Source organism: Telluria beijingensis, from assembly GCF_030770395.1.
Classification (GTDB): Bacteria; Pseudomonadota; Gammaproteobacteria; order Burkholderiales; family Burkholderiaceae_D; genus Telluria; species Telluria beijingensis.
In genome coordinates this window covers 1309705-1326149 of the sequence record NZ_CP132480.1, presented here as the reverse complement: position 1 = coordinate 1326149, position 16445 = coordinate 1309705, and the positions used below count along the sequence as shown (strand labels likewise).

At 64.4% G+C, this 16445-nt stretch carries 11 protein-coding genes; all 11 read right to left on the bottom strand.

Going from position 1 to position 16445, the window contains the following annotated elements; genetic code table 11:
* Positions 1 to 22: 22 nt before the first annotated feature.
* Positions 23 to 865, bottom strand: a complete 843-nt coding sequence (locus Q9246_RS05840; RefSeq protein WP_306396152.1) for a hypothetical protein — start codon at positions 863 to 865, stop codon at positions 23 to 25.
* Entirely contained in the window at positions 862 to 2514 is a 1653-nt protein-coding gene (locus Q9246_RS05835; RefSeq protein ID WP_306396150.1) for a hypothetical protein, read from the bottom strand. The genes Q9246_RS05840 and Q9246_RS05835 overlap by 4 nt, the downstream gene beginning before the upstream one ends.
* 8 nt (positions 2515 to 2522) lie before the next feature.
* The gene (locus Q9246_RS05830) at positions 2523 to 4247 is read right to left on the bottom strand and encodes an OmpA family protein (RefSeq protein WP_306396148.1); all 1725 of its coding nucleotides are present in this window, start codon (positions 4245 to 4247) and stop codon (positions 2523 to 2525) included.
* 335 nt (positions 4248 to 4582) lie between these two features.
* The gene (gene typA, locus Q9246_RS05825) at positions 4583 to 6418 is read right to left on the bottom strand and encodes a translational GTPase TypA (RefSeq protein WP_306396147.1); all 1836 of its coding nucleotides are present in this window, start codon (positions 6416 to 6418) and stop codon (positions 4583 to 4585) included.
* A 203-nt stretch (positions 6419 to 6621) separates the two neighbouring features.
* Positions 6622 to 7548, bottom strand: a complete 927-nt coding sequence (truB, locus tag Q9246_RS05820) for a tRNA pseudouridine(55) synthase TruB (RefSeq protein WP_306396146.1) — start codon at positions 7546 to 7548, stop codon at positions 6622 to 6624.
* Positions 7545 to 7973 (bottom strand): 30S ribosome-binding factor RbfA, encoded by a 429-nt coding sequence (gene rbfA / locus Q9246_RS05815; RefSeq protein WP_306396144.1) that lies wholly within the window; start codon positions 7971 to 7973, stop codon positions 7545 to 7547. The genes truB and rbfA overlap by 4 nt, the downstream gene beginning before the upstream one ends.
* Before the next feature lie 254 nt (positions 7974 to 8227).
* A complete protein-coding gene (gene infB / locus Q9246_RS05810) occupies positions 8228 to 11059 on the bottom strand; it encodes a translation initiation factor IF-2 (RefSeq protein ID WP_306396142.1) in 2832 nt (943 codons plus the stop codon).
* Between the two features lie 44 nt (positions 11060 to 11103).
* A complete protein-coding gene (gene nusA / locus Q9246_RS05805; RefSeq protein WP_306396139.1) occupies positions 11104 to 12669 on the bottom strand; it encodes a transcription termination factor NusA in 1566 nt (521 codons plus the stop codon).
* Complete coding sequence (gene rimP, locus Q9246_RS05800; protein ID WP_306396138.1) at positions 12666 to 13154, bottom strand: ribosome maturation factor RimP; 489 nt, start codon at positions 13152 to 13154, stop codon at positions 12666 to 12668. The genes nusA and rimP overlap by 4 nt, the downstream gene beginning before the upstream one ends.
* A gap of 305 nt (positions 13155 to 13459) precedes the next feature.
* Positions 13460 to 15463 (bottom strand): 23S rRNA pseudouridine(2605) synthase RluB, encoded by a 2004-nt coding sequence (gene rluB / locus Q9246_RS05795; protein WP_306396137.1) that lies wholly within the window; start codon positions 15461 to 15463, stop codon positions 13460 to 13462.
* Entirely contained in the window at positions 15450 to 16184 is a 735-nt protein-coding gene (gene scpB / locus Q9246_RS05790) for an SMC-Scp complex subunit ScpB (RefSeq protein ID WP_306396136.1), read from the bottom strand. Before scpB ends, rluB begins: the two co-directional genes overlap by 14 nt.
* Positions 16185 to 16445 lie beyond the last annotated feature (261 nt).

The following is a 16445-nucleotide window of genomic DNA, read 5'->3' as shown; positions in this document are numbered from 1 at the left end:
ACATCGCTGCCCGCCGGCCCGCTCAGCGCCGCGCCTGGACCGGATTGAGAAGCGCCGGCTGGCCGATCTCGATCACCTGCCCGTTCGACTGCGCGAAATACCCGTTCCAGAACCCGGCCAGGGCGCGCATGGTCTTGGGATCGCGGTAGGAATTGCTCCTGGCCGCGTCGCCGCCGAGCAGGCCGGCGCCAATGACATAGATCTCGGCGCCGCCGAAATCGGCGAGCAGGGCGTTGTCGACAACGATCTTGAGTTCCCTGGCGGGATCCACCTGGCGCACCGAGTTGCCCTTGTTGCCATAGAAGGCCGTGACCGAGGAGTTCTCCAGCATGTCCGAGGCAATCAGCACTACCTTGCGCCGCGCCGTCGAATTCTTGACCCGGGTCGCGATCGACTTGAACGATGCCAGCACGTCGGAACGTGCCAGGTCGGGACTGGCGCCGCCGAACGCGCCGCGCAAGGCATTGCCGACGGCCTGCATCGCCTGGTGGGGCTGGCGCTTGGTGCAGGCATCGAACTTGTTCAGCACGGGCTTGGAAATATCGTCGCGCAGCGCCGGAGCGATCAGGCCCTCGATGGTCCCGCTGGTCACGACGTGGGCGTAACGCCCCTGCGAGTAGGCCGAGAAGGTGGTCACCGAGAACGCGTTGTCGGGCGCCATGAACGGACGCACGCCATTCGCGACCTGCTGCTGGAGGATCGGATCGAACAGCGTCGTCTGGTCGACCAGCACGAACAGCTCGGTGGCGGGCGCCGGCGCCTCGACCCCGAGCTTGGCATGGTAGCAGCTCGGGACCGCGTCCTGGGCGGCGGCGATGCCCGGCGCGGCGGCGGCCAGGGCCAGCAAGACGGCAAGCCGGATCATCGCAGGTCCTCGATCTCGGACAGGCGCTGCTTCCTGGCCGCCTGCTGCGCTTCCTTGCGCTCCTTGAGCGCGAGCTTGACCTCATCGTACACCTCGACCGACAGCGATTCCAGGTAGGAACCGCGCTGTTCGGCATCGTCCGTCAGGCGGTCGAGCTCGCGAATCGCCGCCTCGACCTCGGCCTTGCGCACTTGCAAGGGGTGTTCGGCCGCGGCCGGCGCTACCGCCTGGCGTGGCTCGACCGGCAGGGTCGGTTGCACCGGCTGGACCGGCTGGACCGGCTGGACCGGCGCGGTCCGTTGGGCAGCGGCTTCCCTGGCCTGGCGCGCGAGTTCCGCGCGCGCTGCATCGGCGCTGGCGCGCTCTTCTTCCTCGAGCATTTCCTTGCGCTTGCGGGCGCGGTATTCGGCTTCCTGGCGGTCGGCTTCATCCAGGAAGTCGAGGAAGCGCTTGGTCGGATGGATGGCGACCCCGGTGCCGCCTTCGGCGTGGCGCTGGGTCATGCGCTGCTGGAGGTTCTCGAGCTGGCTCTGGGCCTTGTCGATGAATTTCTGGGTCGCGGCGCGCACATCGCCGTAGGTGTGAAACTTGCCTTTGCCTAGCGACTTGAAAGCGTCATGGCCATTCTTGCCAGCAAAGCCCCAGCGATAGCCGAACAGCACGCTCAGCGCCTGCAGGCAGACGAACAGGACCGCCAGGATCATGAAGGTGACCCAGTAGCCGCGGCGGTCGTACTGCGCCGCCTCGTCCACCGCCTGGCCGTCGGCCGCCAGGTCGGACTGCACGTCGGCCTCGGGAATCAGGGTCGGCTGGGACAGGTCCAGGCCGCCACCGCCGCCGCCGCTGCGTTGCTCGATCAGTTCGCTTTTCTGCATGCGCACCGATTCGTCCATCAGCTTGTTCGCGCTCTGGATCCGCACAAAGGTCGCGCCGATGGCGATCGCAATCACGAAGCCCAGCGTCACCCAGCTCACGACGAAGCTCATATTGGTGCCGACCCGGTTGCAGACCTGGGTGTATTCGGGCTTGTCGTCGTCCAGGTGCTGCGGCTCGGACAGGGGCATCGAACGCGAGTGCAGTTCATGCTTCTGCCCGCCGTCGATGTAGTCGCGGCGCGCACGCCGGATCTTCAGGGAGCGGTACAGCTCATGGCCCGCGAAGTGGGTCGCGAACACGCACACGGCCGAAATCAGGAAGGCGATCGCGAGCGATGCATACTGCTGCGTGGTCTCGCTGGCGCCAGGAATGGTGAAGCCGGCCAGGACGTAGCCGAAACCCTGGGCTTCGACGAACACGAAGGCCACGATCAGCACCCAGATCGCCATCGGCGTGGTTGTGCGGCCGTTGTCGCCCGACTTCTGCAGATAGCTGATGCGCTGCTTGAATTCGTACTCGGACTGCACCTGGATGAAGGCCTTGTAGTCCTGGCACAGGGTGCGCTCGGACTTGAACCAGCCGCTGCCGTCGTTCGAGCGGTGCAGGTCTTTCGACAGGCGCGCCAGCTTGCCGATCACCGGGAAGGCATACCAGGTATTGAGCCACCACCACTTGAGGCGGTCCCACATCAGCGACAGCACGATGGCCGCGGCCGCCGTGTACAGGAGCGTCCAGACAAGCACGGGATAGGTTCGGAGGAATTCGGATAGCATCGTGGGTCTCAGTTGGCAATGACGGGTTTGAACGGTGAAACGAACAGCTGGCTGTTGCGCGCGTAGACGATATTGCCACCGGTCGCGGAGCGGCTGCCGCCGCGGCTGTACACGATGTCCACGCACTGCATGCCGCCCGCGCCTTCGGCGAAGATGCGGTACAGGATGCCTGTTTCGCCCAGGTAGGTGTTCACCGCGGGACGCAGCGAGACGTTCGGGGCCGGGTTGCGGTTCTTGCCGGGATCGTAGTTGGCGTACACCTTGAACTCGGGCACCTGGGTCAGGGTCGCTTCACTGGCCAGCACGGCGACCTTGTTGATCACGATCTGGTGGCCGTTGACACGCTCGGTCCAGGTCTTGCCGTACAGTCCCGGCACATGTTCGTTGACCCGGTAGGTGCTGCCATCCTTGAGCGCCTTGACGCCGCCGGCGCTGCGCGGGCGGTCTTGCGAGCAGTCGGACAGTACCGCCATGTCGTCGTCGGCATAGGCGCTGCTGATGAGCGAGAAGAGTGGGCGCTCACGCTCCAGCTTGCCCAGGCCGGCGGGTGCAGCGGACACTTGCTGCGTCAGCGGAACACCGCCGAAGTCGAGCGCCGCTCCGGTGACCTTCGGCGCCGGCGCCGTGGCACGCGGGACCGTGCGCGCTGCGTCCTTGGCGGGCGTGCGCGCGGCAGCCACGGCACGTTCGGCAGCGGGCTTTGCGGGCGGTGTCGCTTTCGCTACCTGTGCACGCTTCGGCGCGCGCGCGGCGGCCTGTTTTGCCGGGCCTGCCGACCCTGCCGACCCTTGCGCCGGGCCTTGCGCCAGCGCGGCCGCGGGCGCCGCGGCCGGTACGGTGCGATAGAACTGGTAGTTCGGACGACGCGCCTCGAGATATTTGCCCATGCTGGCCTGATCGGCCAGCTCGACGATCTCGACCCGCCGGTTCCGCAGGCGGCCGCTCTCGGCGCGGTTGTCCGCCACCGGATAGACTTCGCCAGCCCCCTGGTAATACATCTGGTCGCGAGGAATGCCGCGCCGTTCCAGGTATTCGGCGACCGCGCGGGCGCGCTGCTCGGACAGGGTGGCGTTCAGCGCCGACGAGCCGGTATCGTCGGTATGGCCCACCAGCAGCAGTTTTCGCTTGAGGCCGGCCTGGCGCAGGCGTTCCCGGTCGGCCGGGGTAGCAGCGGCCTCGGCCGCCTTGTTCAGGTTATAGATGTCGGCGATGGCCGAGAAATACCGCTCGGCGCGTTCGGTCAGGACCGCCGAATTGCTCTGGAAATGACCACCATTGCCCGCCTGGTCTTGCAGCGACACGATATTCCCGATGGAATTCTTCTTGATATCACCCGCATTACGGGCGCGCTGCAATTCGCCGTCGGAGATCACGGCGCCATCGTTCTTGATGGCCGCGAATTGCATTTGCAATTGATATTCTTGCGCGACCTTGGCCATTGCGCAGCGGCGGTCATCGATATCGGCCCCGATCAGGCCACCGATCGTGCCGCCCAATAAAGCGCCGGCCAGCATCGCGCCCTTGTCCTTGTCGCCGACCTTGGCGCCCAGGAAAGTACCGGCGATACCGCCGATCAGCACGCCGGCATTGCGCGCATTATTGGAACAGGGATCGGGATTGTTGAATGTGTCGTTGATGGCGCCCTGAAAGCCCCCCTGGTGGCCCGGGACGGTGGCGCAACCCGTGGCGGACAGGGCCACGGCGGCGACGACAATGTGTTGCAGCGTCTTCATTTTCATCGGCTGGCCACAATGACGGTATCGACACTGATCTTCATGGTAATGATTAATTAGATTTAGACAATATGTATTTGCATTTTAATGATGTCCACATATTGCTGCAAGGCTCCATTAATTAATCATTTGAATACTCACACATTATCTCAAGATTGCAATATGCAATAAGGGCGCAGTCACATCGTGGATATTTTTAGAGAGTTTCAAAAGGATGTATCACAAATGCGTTTTACCCCATCGATCGCATTCATTTATTCGCGCAAATAAAAAAAGCCCGGTGAAATCACCGGGCTTTTTATCAGGGACAGTGCATCTGCCCTGTCAAACCAGTATTACGCGCCTTCGCGGCTGGCCTTCTTGCGCTCGTGCTCTTTCAGGAAACGCTTGCGCAGGCGGATCGATTTCGGGGTGATCTCGACCAGTTCGTCGTCCTCGATGAACTCGACGGCGTATTCGAGCGACATCTGGATCGGCGGCACCAGGCGCACCGCTTCGTCGGTGCCCGACGAACGCACGTTGGTCAGCTGCTTGCCCTTGATCGGGTTGACGACCAGATCGTTGTCGCGCGAGTGGATGCCGATGATCATGCCTTCGTACACCGGGGTGTTGTGCTCGACGAACATGCGGCCGCGGTCCTGCAGTTTCCAGATCGCGTAGGCCACGGCGGCGCCGTCGTCCTGCGAGATCAGCACGCCGTTGCGGCGGCCAGCCAGGTCGCCCTTGCTGTTGTCGACCGCTGCGTATTCGTGGAACACGTGGCTCATCAGGCCGGTGCCGCGGGTCAGGGTCATGAATTCGCCCTGGAAGCCGATCAGGCCACGGGCCGGGATCAGGTATTCCAGGCGAACGCGACCTTTACCGTCGGATTCCATGTTCTGCAGGTCGCCACGGCGGCGGCCCAGTTCTTCCATCACGCCGCCCTGGTTGGCTTCCTCGACGTCGACGGTCAGGTTTTCGTACGGCTCCTGGCGCACGCCGTCGACCATCTTGTACACCACGCGTGGACGCGACACGGCCAGCTCGAAGCCTTCGCGACGCATGTTTTCCAGCAGGATGGTCAGGTGCAGCTCGCCGCGGCCCGACACTTCGAAGGTGGTGTCGTCGTCGGTCGGCGCAACGCGCAGGGCCACGTTGGCCTTCAGTTCGCGCTCGAGACGCTCGCGCAGCTGGCGGCTGGTGACGAACTTGCCTTCGCGGCCGGCCAGCGGCGAGTTGTTGACCATGAAGTTCATGGTCAGGGTCGGCTCGTCGACGGTCAGCATCGGCAGCGCTTCCGGGGTGTCGGCGGCGCACACGGTCGAACCGATGCCGATTTCTTCGATACCGTTGATCAGGCAGATGTCGCCGGCGACGGCTTCGTCGACCAGCACGCGTTCCAGGCCCTTGAAGTTCAGCACCTGGTTGATGCGGCCCTTGATCGGGGTCGAGTCAGGGCCGTTCAGGATCACGACGTCCTGGCCGGTCTTGACGCGACCGCGGTTGACGCGGCCGATGCCGATCTTGCCGACGTAGGACGAGTAGTCCAGCGAGGTGATTTGCATCTGCAGCGGACCGTCCGGATTGTCGTCGCGCACCGGCACGTATTTCAGGATCGCGTCGAACAGCGGCTTCATGTCGCCGCCGCGCACGCTCTCGTCCATGCCGGCATAGCCGTTCAGGCCCGAGGCATAGACGATCGGGAAGTCCAGCTGCTCGTCGGTGGCGCCCAGCTTGTCGAACAGTTCGAAGGTCTGGTTGATGGCCCAGTCGGCGCGTGCGCCCGGACGATCAATTTTGTTGACGACGACGATGGGTTTCAAACCAAGTGCCAGCGCCTTGCGGGTCACGAAGCGGGTCTGCGGCATCGGGCCTTCCTGCGCATCGACCAGCAGCAGCACCGAGTCGACCATCGACAGCACGCGTTCCACTTCGCCGCCGAAGTCGGCGTGGCCCGGGGTGTCGACGATATTGATGTGGGTGCCTTCGTACTCGACCGCGCAGTTCTTCGACAGAATCGTGATGCCACGCTCTTTCTCGAGGTCGTTCGAGTCCATCACGCGGGTGTCCACGGCCTGGTTTTCACGGAAGGTGCCGGACTGGCGCAGCAGCTGGTCGACGAGCGTGGTCTTGCCGTGGTCAACGTGGGCAATGATTGCGATATTACGAATCGCGCGTTTGGTGTTTGACATGATTTTTAGAAAGTAGCGTGGTGTACAGGATGTACTGGAACTGCGGGGTCCGATACTACCGATTTCGGAAACCGACTAGTATAGCATGCGTATCCGCCCAGTCCGAATCTTGCGAGCAGAAAGCACGAAAATTCAACGGCTTGTCACAGGCGCAGCTTAGCTGCGGCCCGTGTCAGGCGCGTGACATGCAGCGCGGCAAGGAATCAGGCGGATGGCGCGGTCGAGATCAGGCGCTCCGGCGCCAGGATCGCATATTCGCCCAACTGGCCGGTGCCGAGCAGGCGGCCGTCGTGGTAGATGCGCACCCGTCCCTGTTGCTCGGGAATGGCGACATCTTCCTTGCCGAGCGCCAGGCGCTGGCCTTGCAGGAAACGCTTCGCCAACCCGGCCGTGAGCTCGATCGACGGGAAAGTCGACAATAGCGCGTCGACCGGCCGCAGCAGCGACAACGGATCGGGATGGGCCAGCAATTCGTCGAGCGTGATCATGCCCGTGACGTCCAGCGCGCCGACTTCGATCCGGCGCAGCGCGTTCAGGTGGGCGCCGCAGCCGAGGGCGGCGCCGATGTCCTCGCCCAGCACGCGCACATAGGTGCCCTTGCTGCAGGTAACGCGGATCCTGAGAAAAGGCGCGTCGTAGGAGACCAGCGACAGCGCGTGGATCGTCACCGGCCGCGCTTCGCGCTCGAGGGTAATGCCTTCGCGCGCGTATTCGTACAGCGCCTTGCCGTCGCGCTTGAGCGCCGAATACATCGGGGGCACCTGCTGGATCGGACCGCGAAAGCGCGCCAGCGCCGCCTCGATCTGTTCCAGCGTCACGTCCACCGGCAGCGTCTCGATCGCCTCGCCCTCGGTGTCGCCGGTATTCGTCATGATGCCCAGGTGGACCGTGGCCTCGTAGGTCTTGTCGGCTTCGAGCAGGTCTTGCGAGAACTTGGTCGCTTCGCCGAAGCACAGCGGCAGCAGGCCGGTGGCGAACGGGTCCAGCGTGCCGGTATGGCCGGCCTTCTTCGCGTTCAGCACCCGTTTCGCCTTGATCAGGGCGTCGTTCGAGGACAGGCCGACCGGCTTGTCGAGCAGCAGCACGCCGTCGACGAGGTCGCGCGGCTTTCGTGCGGGACGTCCGTTCACTCTTTGTCCGCCTGACCGGCGTCCTGCGTCTCGGGATTCGACTCGGGATCGTCCTTGGCGCGGGTGGCATTGGCCTGGTCGATCAGGGCCGACATCTGCAGGCCGCGCGCGGTCGAGGTGTCGTGCACGAAGTGCAGCGACGGCAGCGTATGGATGTGCAGGCGCTTGCCCAGCATATTGCGCAGGTAGCCCGAGGCCTTCGACAGGCCTTCCAGGGTCTGGCGCACTTCTTCCGCGCTGTCTTTCAGCAGGGTGAAGTAGATCTTGGCGTGGGCATAGTCCGGGGTCAGCTGGACTTCGCTGATGGTGACCATGCCGACGCGCGGGTCCTTCAGTTCGAAGGCGATGAGTTCCGACAGGTCCTTCTGGATCTGGTCGGCCACGCGCAGGCCGCGCTGTGGAATGCTTTTGCTGTGTTTAGCCATGATGGTTGCTGCTTGTTCTTTTGTTAGCTTCTATTCCGTCGTCCCCGCGAAGGCGGGGACCCAAGTTTCTTCGCTCAGTGGCTTCGTTTGCTGCGGCGGTCAAGCGAACAAACTTGGGTTCCCGCCTCCGCGGGAACGACGTGCTTGGACTGCGGGCCGATACGCGTGATCGCCGACAGCTAAAAACAAGGGCCAGGCCCTCCGCGGCATTGCCGCGAAGCGTCCTGGCCCCCATGGTACGCCAACGGCGTGGCTTACAGCGTACGCGCCACTTCGGTGACTTCGAACACCTCCAGGACGTCGCCGACCTGGATTTCGTTCATGCCCTTCAGCGACAGGCCGCACTCGAGACCGGCGCGCACTTCCTTCGCGTCGTCCTTGAAGCGCTTGAGCGAATCGATCTCGCCGGTCCAGACCACGATGTTGTTGCGCAGCAGGCGGACCGAGGAGGTACGCTTGACCACGCCATCGGTGACCAGGCAGCCCGCGATCGCGCCGACCTTCGAGACCAGGATGACCTGGCGAATCTCGACCTGGCCGGTGATGGTCTCGCGCTTCTCCGGCGCCAGCATGCCCGACAGTGCGGTCTTGATCTCGTCGATCGCATCGTAAATGATGCTGTAGTAACGGATGTCGACGCCGTTCGCTTCGGCCAGCTTGCGCGCCTGGGCATCCGCACGGGCGTTGAAGCCGATGATGACAGCCTTCGAGGCGGTCGCCAGGTTGACGTCCGACTCGGTGATGCCGCCGACCGCCGCGTGGACGACCTGCACCCGCACTTCCGAGGTCGACAGCTTCTGCAGCGAACCGACCAGCGCTTCCTGCGAACCCTGCACGTCGGTCTTGACGATCAGCGGCAGGTTCTTCACCTCGCCCTCGGCCATCTGCTCGAACATGTTTTCCAGCTTCGCGGCTTGCTGCTTGGCCAGCTTCACGTCACGGAACTTGCCTTGACGGAACAGGGCAATTTCACGCGCCTTGCGCTCGTCGGCCATGACCATGACTTCTTCGCCGGCGCTCGGCACTTCGGTCAGGCCCTGGATCTCGACCGGGATCGACGGACCGGCCGAAGCGATCGTCTTGCCGTTCTCGTCCAGCATGGCGCGGACGCGGCCGAACGAGGAACCCGCCAGCACGACGTCGCCGCGCTTCAGGGTACCCGACTGCACCAGGATCGTCGCGACCGGGCCGCGGCCCTTGTCGAGGCGGGCTTCGACCACCAGGCCACGGGCCAGCGATTCGGTCGGCGCCTTCAGTTCCAGCACTTCGGCCTGCAGCAGCACCTGCTCCAGCAGATCGTCGATACCGGTGCCGACCTTGGCCGACACTGGCACGAATGGCGAATCGCCACCGTATTCTTCAGGCACCACGCCTTCGGCGACCAGTTCCTGGGTCACGCGATCCGGGTTGGCGCCCTGCTTGTCGATCTTGTTGATCGCCACGACCAGCGGCACGCCGGCGGCTTTCGCGTGGGCGATCGCCTCTTTGGTCTGCGGCATCACGCCGTCGTCGGCCGCCACCACCAGGATGACGATGTCGGTCGCTTTCGCGCCGCGGGCACGCATCGCGGTGAACGCCTCGTGGCCCGGGGTATCCAGGAAGGTGATCATGCCGCGCGGGGTGTCCACGTGGTAGGCGCCGATGTGCTGGGTAATGCCGCCCGCTTCGCCCGATGCGACCTTGGCGCGACGGATGTAGTCCAGCAGCGAGGTCTTGCCGTGGTCGACGTGACCCATGACGGTGACCACCGGAGCGCGCGAGCTCGATTCGAACTCGGTGTGCTCGCCCTGGTCGGCCAGGATCGCTTCCGGATCGTCCTCGGCGGCAGCGAAGGCCTTATGGCCCATCTCTTCCACCAGGATCATCGCGGTTTCCTGGTCCAGCACCTGGTTGATGGTGCACATCTGGCCCAGCTTCATCAGCTGCTTGATGACCTCGGATGCCTTGACCGACATCTTGTGCGCCAGTTCAGCGACCGTGATGGTCTCTGGAACGTGGACGTCCTTGACGATGGCTTCGGTCGGCGCCTGGAAGTTCGATTCACGATCGTCGCCATGACCGCGACGGCCGCCACGGCCACCGCTGCGCCAGCCGTCACGGCCACCGCCGCCGGCAGGGGCGCCACGGGTTTTCAGGCCGGTACCGCCACGCTTTTTATCGTCCGACCAGGTCGACGACACATTGGCCGACTTGATCGACTTCTTGTCGCCCGGCTTCTTGGCGTCGTCCTTCTTGACTTCGCCCGGCTTCTTGTCGGCAGGCTTGTGCAGCGTGCCGGCGGCAGCCGCCGGAGCGGCTGGCTTCGGCGCCGGTTCCGGCGCCTTGATCACGCGGCGCGGCTGGCTCATCATGAGCTTGATCTGCGCGACTTCGTCGGCCACGGCCTTGCGTGCGCGCTCGGTGGCGGCAGCGCGTTCGGCCGCTTCCTTGGCGGCGGCATCCTTGGCGGCCTTGGCCTCGTCGGCCGCTTTCTTGGCGGCCTCGTCGGCGCCGGCAGCGGCTTCCTTGCCTGCTGCAGCTTCCTTGGCGGCAGCGGCAACGGCGGCTTTCTCGGCGGCGTCGCGCTTGGCCGCCTCGGCGGCTTCGCGCTTGGCCTGCTCTTCAGCGGCCGCGGCTTGCGCTTTTTCTTCGGCTTCCAGCTTGGCCAGGCGTTCCTGCTTTTCGCGCAGGTCGGCCTCTTGACGGGCGATCAGCTCGGCCTGGCGGCGCGCGTCTTCTTCGCGGCGCGCCTGTTCGGCGGCGTCGATCACCGGTTCTTCGGGCGCCTTGGTCGTGACCAGGTCGTCGCGCTGCACGAAGGTGCGCTTCTTGCGGACTTCGACCTGGATCGTGCGCGATTTGCCCGACGAATCGGCCTGCTTGATCTCGCTGGTTTCCTTGCGCGTCACCGTGATCTTCTTTTTCTCGCCAGTATCGGCGGCGCCGTGGGTACGGCGCAGGTGGTTCAGCAGCTTGTCCTTATCATCTTTCGACAAGGGATCTGACGTCGAGCTTTTCTCGACGCCGGCCGAACGCAGCTGGGTCAGCAGCAGGTCTGCAGGCATCTTCAGCTCGGTGGCAAATTGGGCTACGTTGTTACTCGCCATTCAGTCCTCTTTTCTACGTGTCGCGACAGATGATAAAGAAATGTTCAAGCTTTGGCCGTTTCTGCCAGGCTCCAGGCTTTCGCCTGCAGTGCTTTCGCCCGGTCGTCATACTTGCCATCGACCAGTTTCATCTCGTCGTCGGTCACATCATTAAATTCACTCTTGATCAGGTCACGGGCACGGTCCGACGACAACGCCAGGATGGCGCCGAATTCGTCATAGGCCAGTGCCGCGAATGCTTCGACCGTCTTGATGCCAGCTAGGCCAAGCTTGCCGGCAACGGTACGGTCCATGCCTTCCAGATTGACCAGAGCTTCTTCCATGCCTTCGAGACCTTCCTCGGAAGCGATCGCCTCAGTCACCAGCGCGTCACGGGCGCGGGTGCGCAGTTCGTTGACGGTGTCTTCGTCGAACGATTCAATTTCCAGCATCTCGGAAATTGGCACGTATGCGATTTCTTCCAGGCTCGAGAAGCCTTCTTCAACCAGGATATCGGCCACTTCCTGGTCGACGTCCAGTTTTTCCATGAACAGCACGCGGATCGCGGCCGTTTCTTGCGCCACCTTGTTCGCCGATTCTTCGGCGGTCATGATGTTGATCTTCCAGCCGGTCAGCTCGGACGCCAGGCGCACGTTCTGGCCCGAACGGCCGATCGCGATGGCCAGGTTTTCCTCGTCCACGACCACGTCCATGGCGTGCTTTTCTTCGTCGACCATGATCGACGACACGTTCGCAGGCGCCAGGGCGCCGATCACGAACTGGGCCGGATCGTCCGACCACAGCACGATGTCCACGCGCTCGCCGCCCAGCTCGCCGGTGACGGCCTGCACGCGCGAACCGCGCATGCCGACGCAGGTACCGATCGGGTCGATGCGCTTGTCGGCCGTGAACACGGCGATCTTGGCGCGCACGCCGGCGTCACGGGCTGCCGATTTGATCTGCAGCAGGCCTTGTTCGATCTCTGGCACTTCGAGTTCGAACAGCTTCATGATGAAGTCTGGCGCGGTGCGCGACAGGATCACCTGCGGGCCACGCATATTGCGGTCCACGCGCAGGATAAACGCGCGCACGCGGTCGCCGATGCGCAGGTTTTCTTTCGGGATCATCTGGTCGCGCGGCAGGCGCGCCTCGATCTTGCCCGACTCGACGATCGCATCGCCGCGTTCCATGCGCTTGATGGTGCCGGTCACCAGCGAATCGCCGCGCTCCAAAAAGTCTTGCAGGATCTGCTCGCGCTCGGCATCGCGCACGCGCTGCAGCACGACCTGCTTGGTGTCCTGCGCAAACCGGCGGCCGAACTCGACCGACTCGATCGGCTCTTCGATGTATTCGTCGACTTCGATGTCAGGAATCTGTTCCTTGGCTTCGAAGTGCAGGATCTCCTGATCAGGCAGTTGCAGGCCCGCTTCATCCGGCACCACGTGCCAGCGGCGGAAAGTCTCGAATTCGCCGGTGTCGCGATCGATCGACACGCGAATATCGACTTCGCCTTCATAGCGCTTCTTCGTGGCCTGTGCCAGCGCGAACTCGAGCGCACCGAAAACGACTTCCTTGTCGACGTTCTTTTCGCGCGCAAGCGCATCCACCAGCAATAAAATTTCGCGACTCATGCTTTGCGACTCCTAAAATCCACCTGTGGCACCAAGCGTGCCTTGTCCAATTCGGCCAGCGTAAATTCCATCAACGCCGGGCCATCTTTACTGTCGAATTCCAAACCGACCTTGTCGTTCTCGACGCCGCGCAGGATACCGGTGAAGGTCTTGCGGTTATCGCTGCCGGGAACGGCGACGCGCAGCTTGACCGTGCACTCATGGCCGGCGAAACGCGCAAAATCGGCGAGGGTCCGCACCGGGCGATCGAGGCCCGGCGACGAAATCTCGAGCCGTTCGTAATCGACGTTTTCCACGGTGAATACATGCGACAACTGGTGACTCACCTTGGCGCAATCCTCGACCGTGATCGGGCCCTTTTCGTCCGCGTCGGCAGCCGGAAAATCGATATATACACGCAGGATCCCGCGCTCGCCTCGTTCCACATCGACGAGTTCATAGCCGAGTCCACTGACTGTCGTGGCGATTAAGTCAAACTGCTGCACGGCACTTCTCCAGGGCTTTAAAACGATTTACCAAAAAAAAAATGGGCATCTGCCCATCTTTTTGTACTTACAACCCAACCAGATGAAAGCACCTCCAGTGTTACGCGCGTCAGGAACGCGCCGATATCACTTTGGGGGAGGACTTCGATTAGGCTGCAAATTATACTGCTTTTCGACTTCTCTCGCAATCGCCATACCACAAATGTCGCTTTAAACAACAGTTGACGAGTTGCTATGGGCTGCGAGAGATTCTACGCGGTTTTGCCGGCCTGCGCACGCCTGCACAGACCGCCCAAAGGTCAGGCTCAGCCGCGACGACCGCGGCGCGGCAGGCCGTGCTCCGAACCGCGCGGCCCCTGGCCGCCGCGACGACCGCCGCCGCCCGAACCGGCAAAGCCGAAGGTGGTCTGCAGCGGATCCGGCTGGCGTGGACGGCTGCTGCCGGCCTTGCCGCCGCCAGCGGCATTCGCGCCACGGCCCTTGCCGCCGCCCTGCCCACCCTGGCCGCCGAAACCGCCCTGGCGACCGCCAGCTGGCTTACCGCCTGGCACCGGACCGTTCAGGATGCCCTGGTTGCGCGTCGCGCCGACACGCGCCACCGGCGGGCCGAACGGGTCGACATTGCGGTTGGCGTCGGCACGGTCGATGCGGTTGCCGTCGCTGCGATCGTTGTTGCGCTCGGCATTGGCGCGATTGCCGTCGCGCGCGCCATCCGGGCGCGGACCCTTGCCATGCTTGGCGCCGCCCTTGCCCTGCTTCTCGGGTGCGCCGCCTTTTTTCTCGACGCCGAACGCCGTCAGCAGCGCGCGCACATCGTTTTCCTCGAATTCTTCCCAGCGACCGCGCTTGAGACCGCTCGGCAGGGTCATGGCGCCATACCGGGTACGGATCAGGCGCGAGACGGTCAGGCCGACCGCCTCGAACATGCGGCGCACCTCGCGGTTGCGGCCTTCGCCGATCACCACGCGGTACCAGCGGTTGATGCCCTCGCCGCCGCCGTTCTGGATCTTCGAGAACGCGGCCTTGCCGTCGTCGAGCTCGACGCCACTGAGCAGCTTCTGGCGCATGCCTTCCTCGAGCTCACCCAGCGTGCGCACCGCGTATTCGCGGTCGATGTTGTAGCGCGGGTGCATCAGCCGGTTGGCGAGGTCGCCCGAAGTCGTAAACAGCAGCAGGCCTTCGGTATTGAAGTCGAGGCGGCCGACGGCCAGCCACTTGCCTGCCTTCATGGTCGGCAGGCGGTCGAACACCGAAGGACGGCCTTCCGGGTCGTCGTGGCTGACGATCTCGCCGGCCGGCTTGTGGTAGACCAGCACGCGCGGCGGCTTGCTGCTCACCCGGCGCTGGATCAGCTTGCCGTTGATGCGGACTGCGTCGGTCGGCAGGATGCGCTGGCCGATATGGGCCGGCTCGCCATTGACCGACACGCGGCCAGCGACGATCAGGTCTTCCATGTCGCGCCGCGAACCCAGGCCGGCCTCGGCCAGCACCTTGTGCAGCTTCGGCGCATCGTCGTCGGCGGTCAGGTCGCGCCGCACCTGCTTGGCTGGTGCATTGCCGCGCGCGCCGTCGTTGGCGTCGAAATCGTCCGATGTCACGAAGGAGAACACATTGTCGGCCTCGTTGCCGGCCGGTTGCTGCTTGCCACCCTTGCCCGGCTTGGCGCCGCGGCCGATCTGCTGCGGCTGGCGACCGTTCTGCTGGGTCGGGCGACCGCTCTGCTGGACTGGACGACCGCTTTGCTGGCCGCGCTTGCCCTGCTTCTGCTGGCCGCGGCCGCGGTGTTCACGATTGCCTTCCTGCGCTGCTTCGCCTGCCTGTGCGGCTTGCGGCTGGGCTTCGCCTGCAGGCTGGCCCTGCTCGGCAGCCTCGGGGGCGGCGGCCGGCGCGGCCGCCTGTTGCAGCGCTTCGCGCTCGGCGCGCTGTTCGCGCATCTGGCGCGGGCCACGCGGCTTGCGCGCCGGCGCAACTGGCTCGACCGATTCGACGGGAGCGGCAGGGGCTGCGGCCTCGGGGGCGACTGCGCTTTCTTCCTTGGCGGCCTTGGTGGCGCGCGGCTTGCGGGGCTTGACGGCCGGAGCGGCGACCGGGGCATCGGCAGCGCTCGCCTCGGCGACTGGCGCTTCAGCGACGACGGCGGCCTTGCGGGTGCGCTTCGGCTTGGCCGGCGCCTCGGCGGCGACCGCGACGGCTTCGACCGGTGCGGCGTCGGCAGGCTTGGCAGCCGCCTTGCGCGTACGCTTCGGCTTGGCTGCGGCGGTGTCGCCTGCATCCACAGGCTTGGTCTCGTTTTGTTCAGTTGGGCTCATCGTGTGTGTCTTTATTGTGCTGACCCGCCTCGGCAATCCCGTCGTCAAGCGTGTCGCGGATCGGAACTTCAACGGGTGAAGTCGCTAAATCGTCGGCGGCCGCAGTCGCGTCCGCCCTGTCAAAATTGTCGTTCAATGCTGCTTCGAGCGCCTCCAGGCTGCGGCTGTCCGGACCTTCGGCCAGGGGCTGCAGCGGCGGCAACTGCGACAGCGACGCCAGGCCCAGGTCGTCCAGGAACTGGCGGGTGGTGCCCAGCAGCGCCGGCCGCCCCACCACTTCGCGGTGGCCGACGACGTCGATCCAGCCGCGGTCTTCGAGCATCTTGACCGTCTGCGAATTGACGGCCACGCCGCGGATCTCTTCGATGTCGCCGCGCGTCACCGGCTGGCGGTAGGCGATGATCGCCAGCGTTTCCAGCGTCGCCCGTGAATACCTGGGCGGCTTTTCGGGCGACAGGCGGTCGAGATAGGGCTTCATCTCGGGACGGCTCTGGAAGCGCCAGCCCGATGCCAGGCTGACGATCTCGATGCCGCGCCCATCCCAATCCTGGCGCAGTTCTTCGAGCAGGATCTTGATCGTGTCGGCGCCCACGCCGGCGCCGGTCGCGCGTCCGCCCGCGTCGCCCTCGACGAAGAGCTTCTTCATGCCGTGGATCGTCAGCGGCTCGCGGGCGCACAGCAAGGCGGTTTCGAGGACTCTCTTGGCCTCGTCAGTATTCATAGTGCGATGTCGTCAATAGTGCTAAACCGGCTCGAGGAATCCGGGTACGGCATGCCATGGCGTGCATGCCCTACTGCTTGAAACGGAAACCGTGGAGCCCGGGCCTCGCTGCGCCGGACTAACATTACTTGGGGGTCAAACCCACCGGGGGCTGTTGTAGCTTGTTGCGAAACACGCGACTCGGGCACCGCTGGAGTGCTGGCTGAAAAGCAGGCTACTGGGTGCGGCACGGGAAGCGACCTGGGGGTTGAACCCCGGTGC

Coding starts and splice junctions, on each gene's coding strand:
- Q9246_RS05840 (WP_306396152.1), bottom strand. CDS start 865: ATGATCCGGCTTGCCGTCTTGCTGGCCCTGGCCGCCGCCGCGCCGGGC.
- Q9246_RS05835 (WP_306396150.1), bottom strand. CDS start 2,514: ATGCTATCCGAATTCCTCCGAACCTATCCCGTGCTTGTCTGGACGCTC.
- Q9246_RS05830 (WP_306396148.1), bottom strand. CDS start 4,247: ATGAAGACGCTGCAACACATTGTCGTCGCCGCCGTGGCCCTGTCCGCC.
- typA (WP_306396147.1), bottom strand. CDS start 6,418: ATGTCAAACACCAAACGCGCGATTCGTAATATCGCAATCATTGCCCAC.
- rbfA (WP_306396144.1), bottom strand. CDS start 7,973: ATGGCTAAACACAGCAAAAGCATTCCACAGCGCGGCCTGCGCGTGGCC.
- infB (WP_306396142.1), bottom strand. CDS start 11,059: ATGGCGAGTAACAACGTAGCCCAATTTGCCACCGAGCTGAAGATGCCT.
- nusA (WP_306396139.1), bottom strand. CDS start 12,669: ATGAGTCGCGAAATTTTATTGCTGGTGGATGCGCTTGCGCGCGAAAAG.
- rluB (WP_306396137.1), bottom strand. CDS start 15,463: ATGAGCCCAACTGAACAAAACGAGACCAAGCCTGTGGATGCAGGCGAC.
- scpB (WP_306396136.1), bottom strand. CDS start 16,184: ATGAATACTGACGAGGCCAAGAGAGTCCTCGAAACCGCCTTGCTGTGC.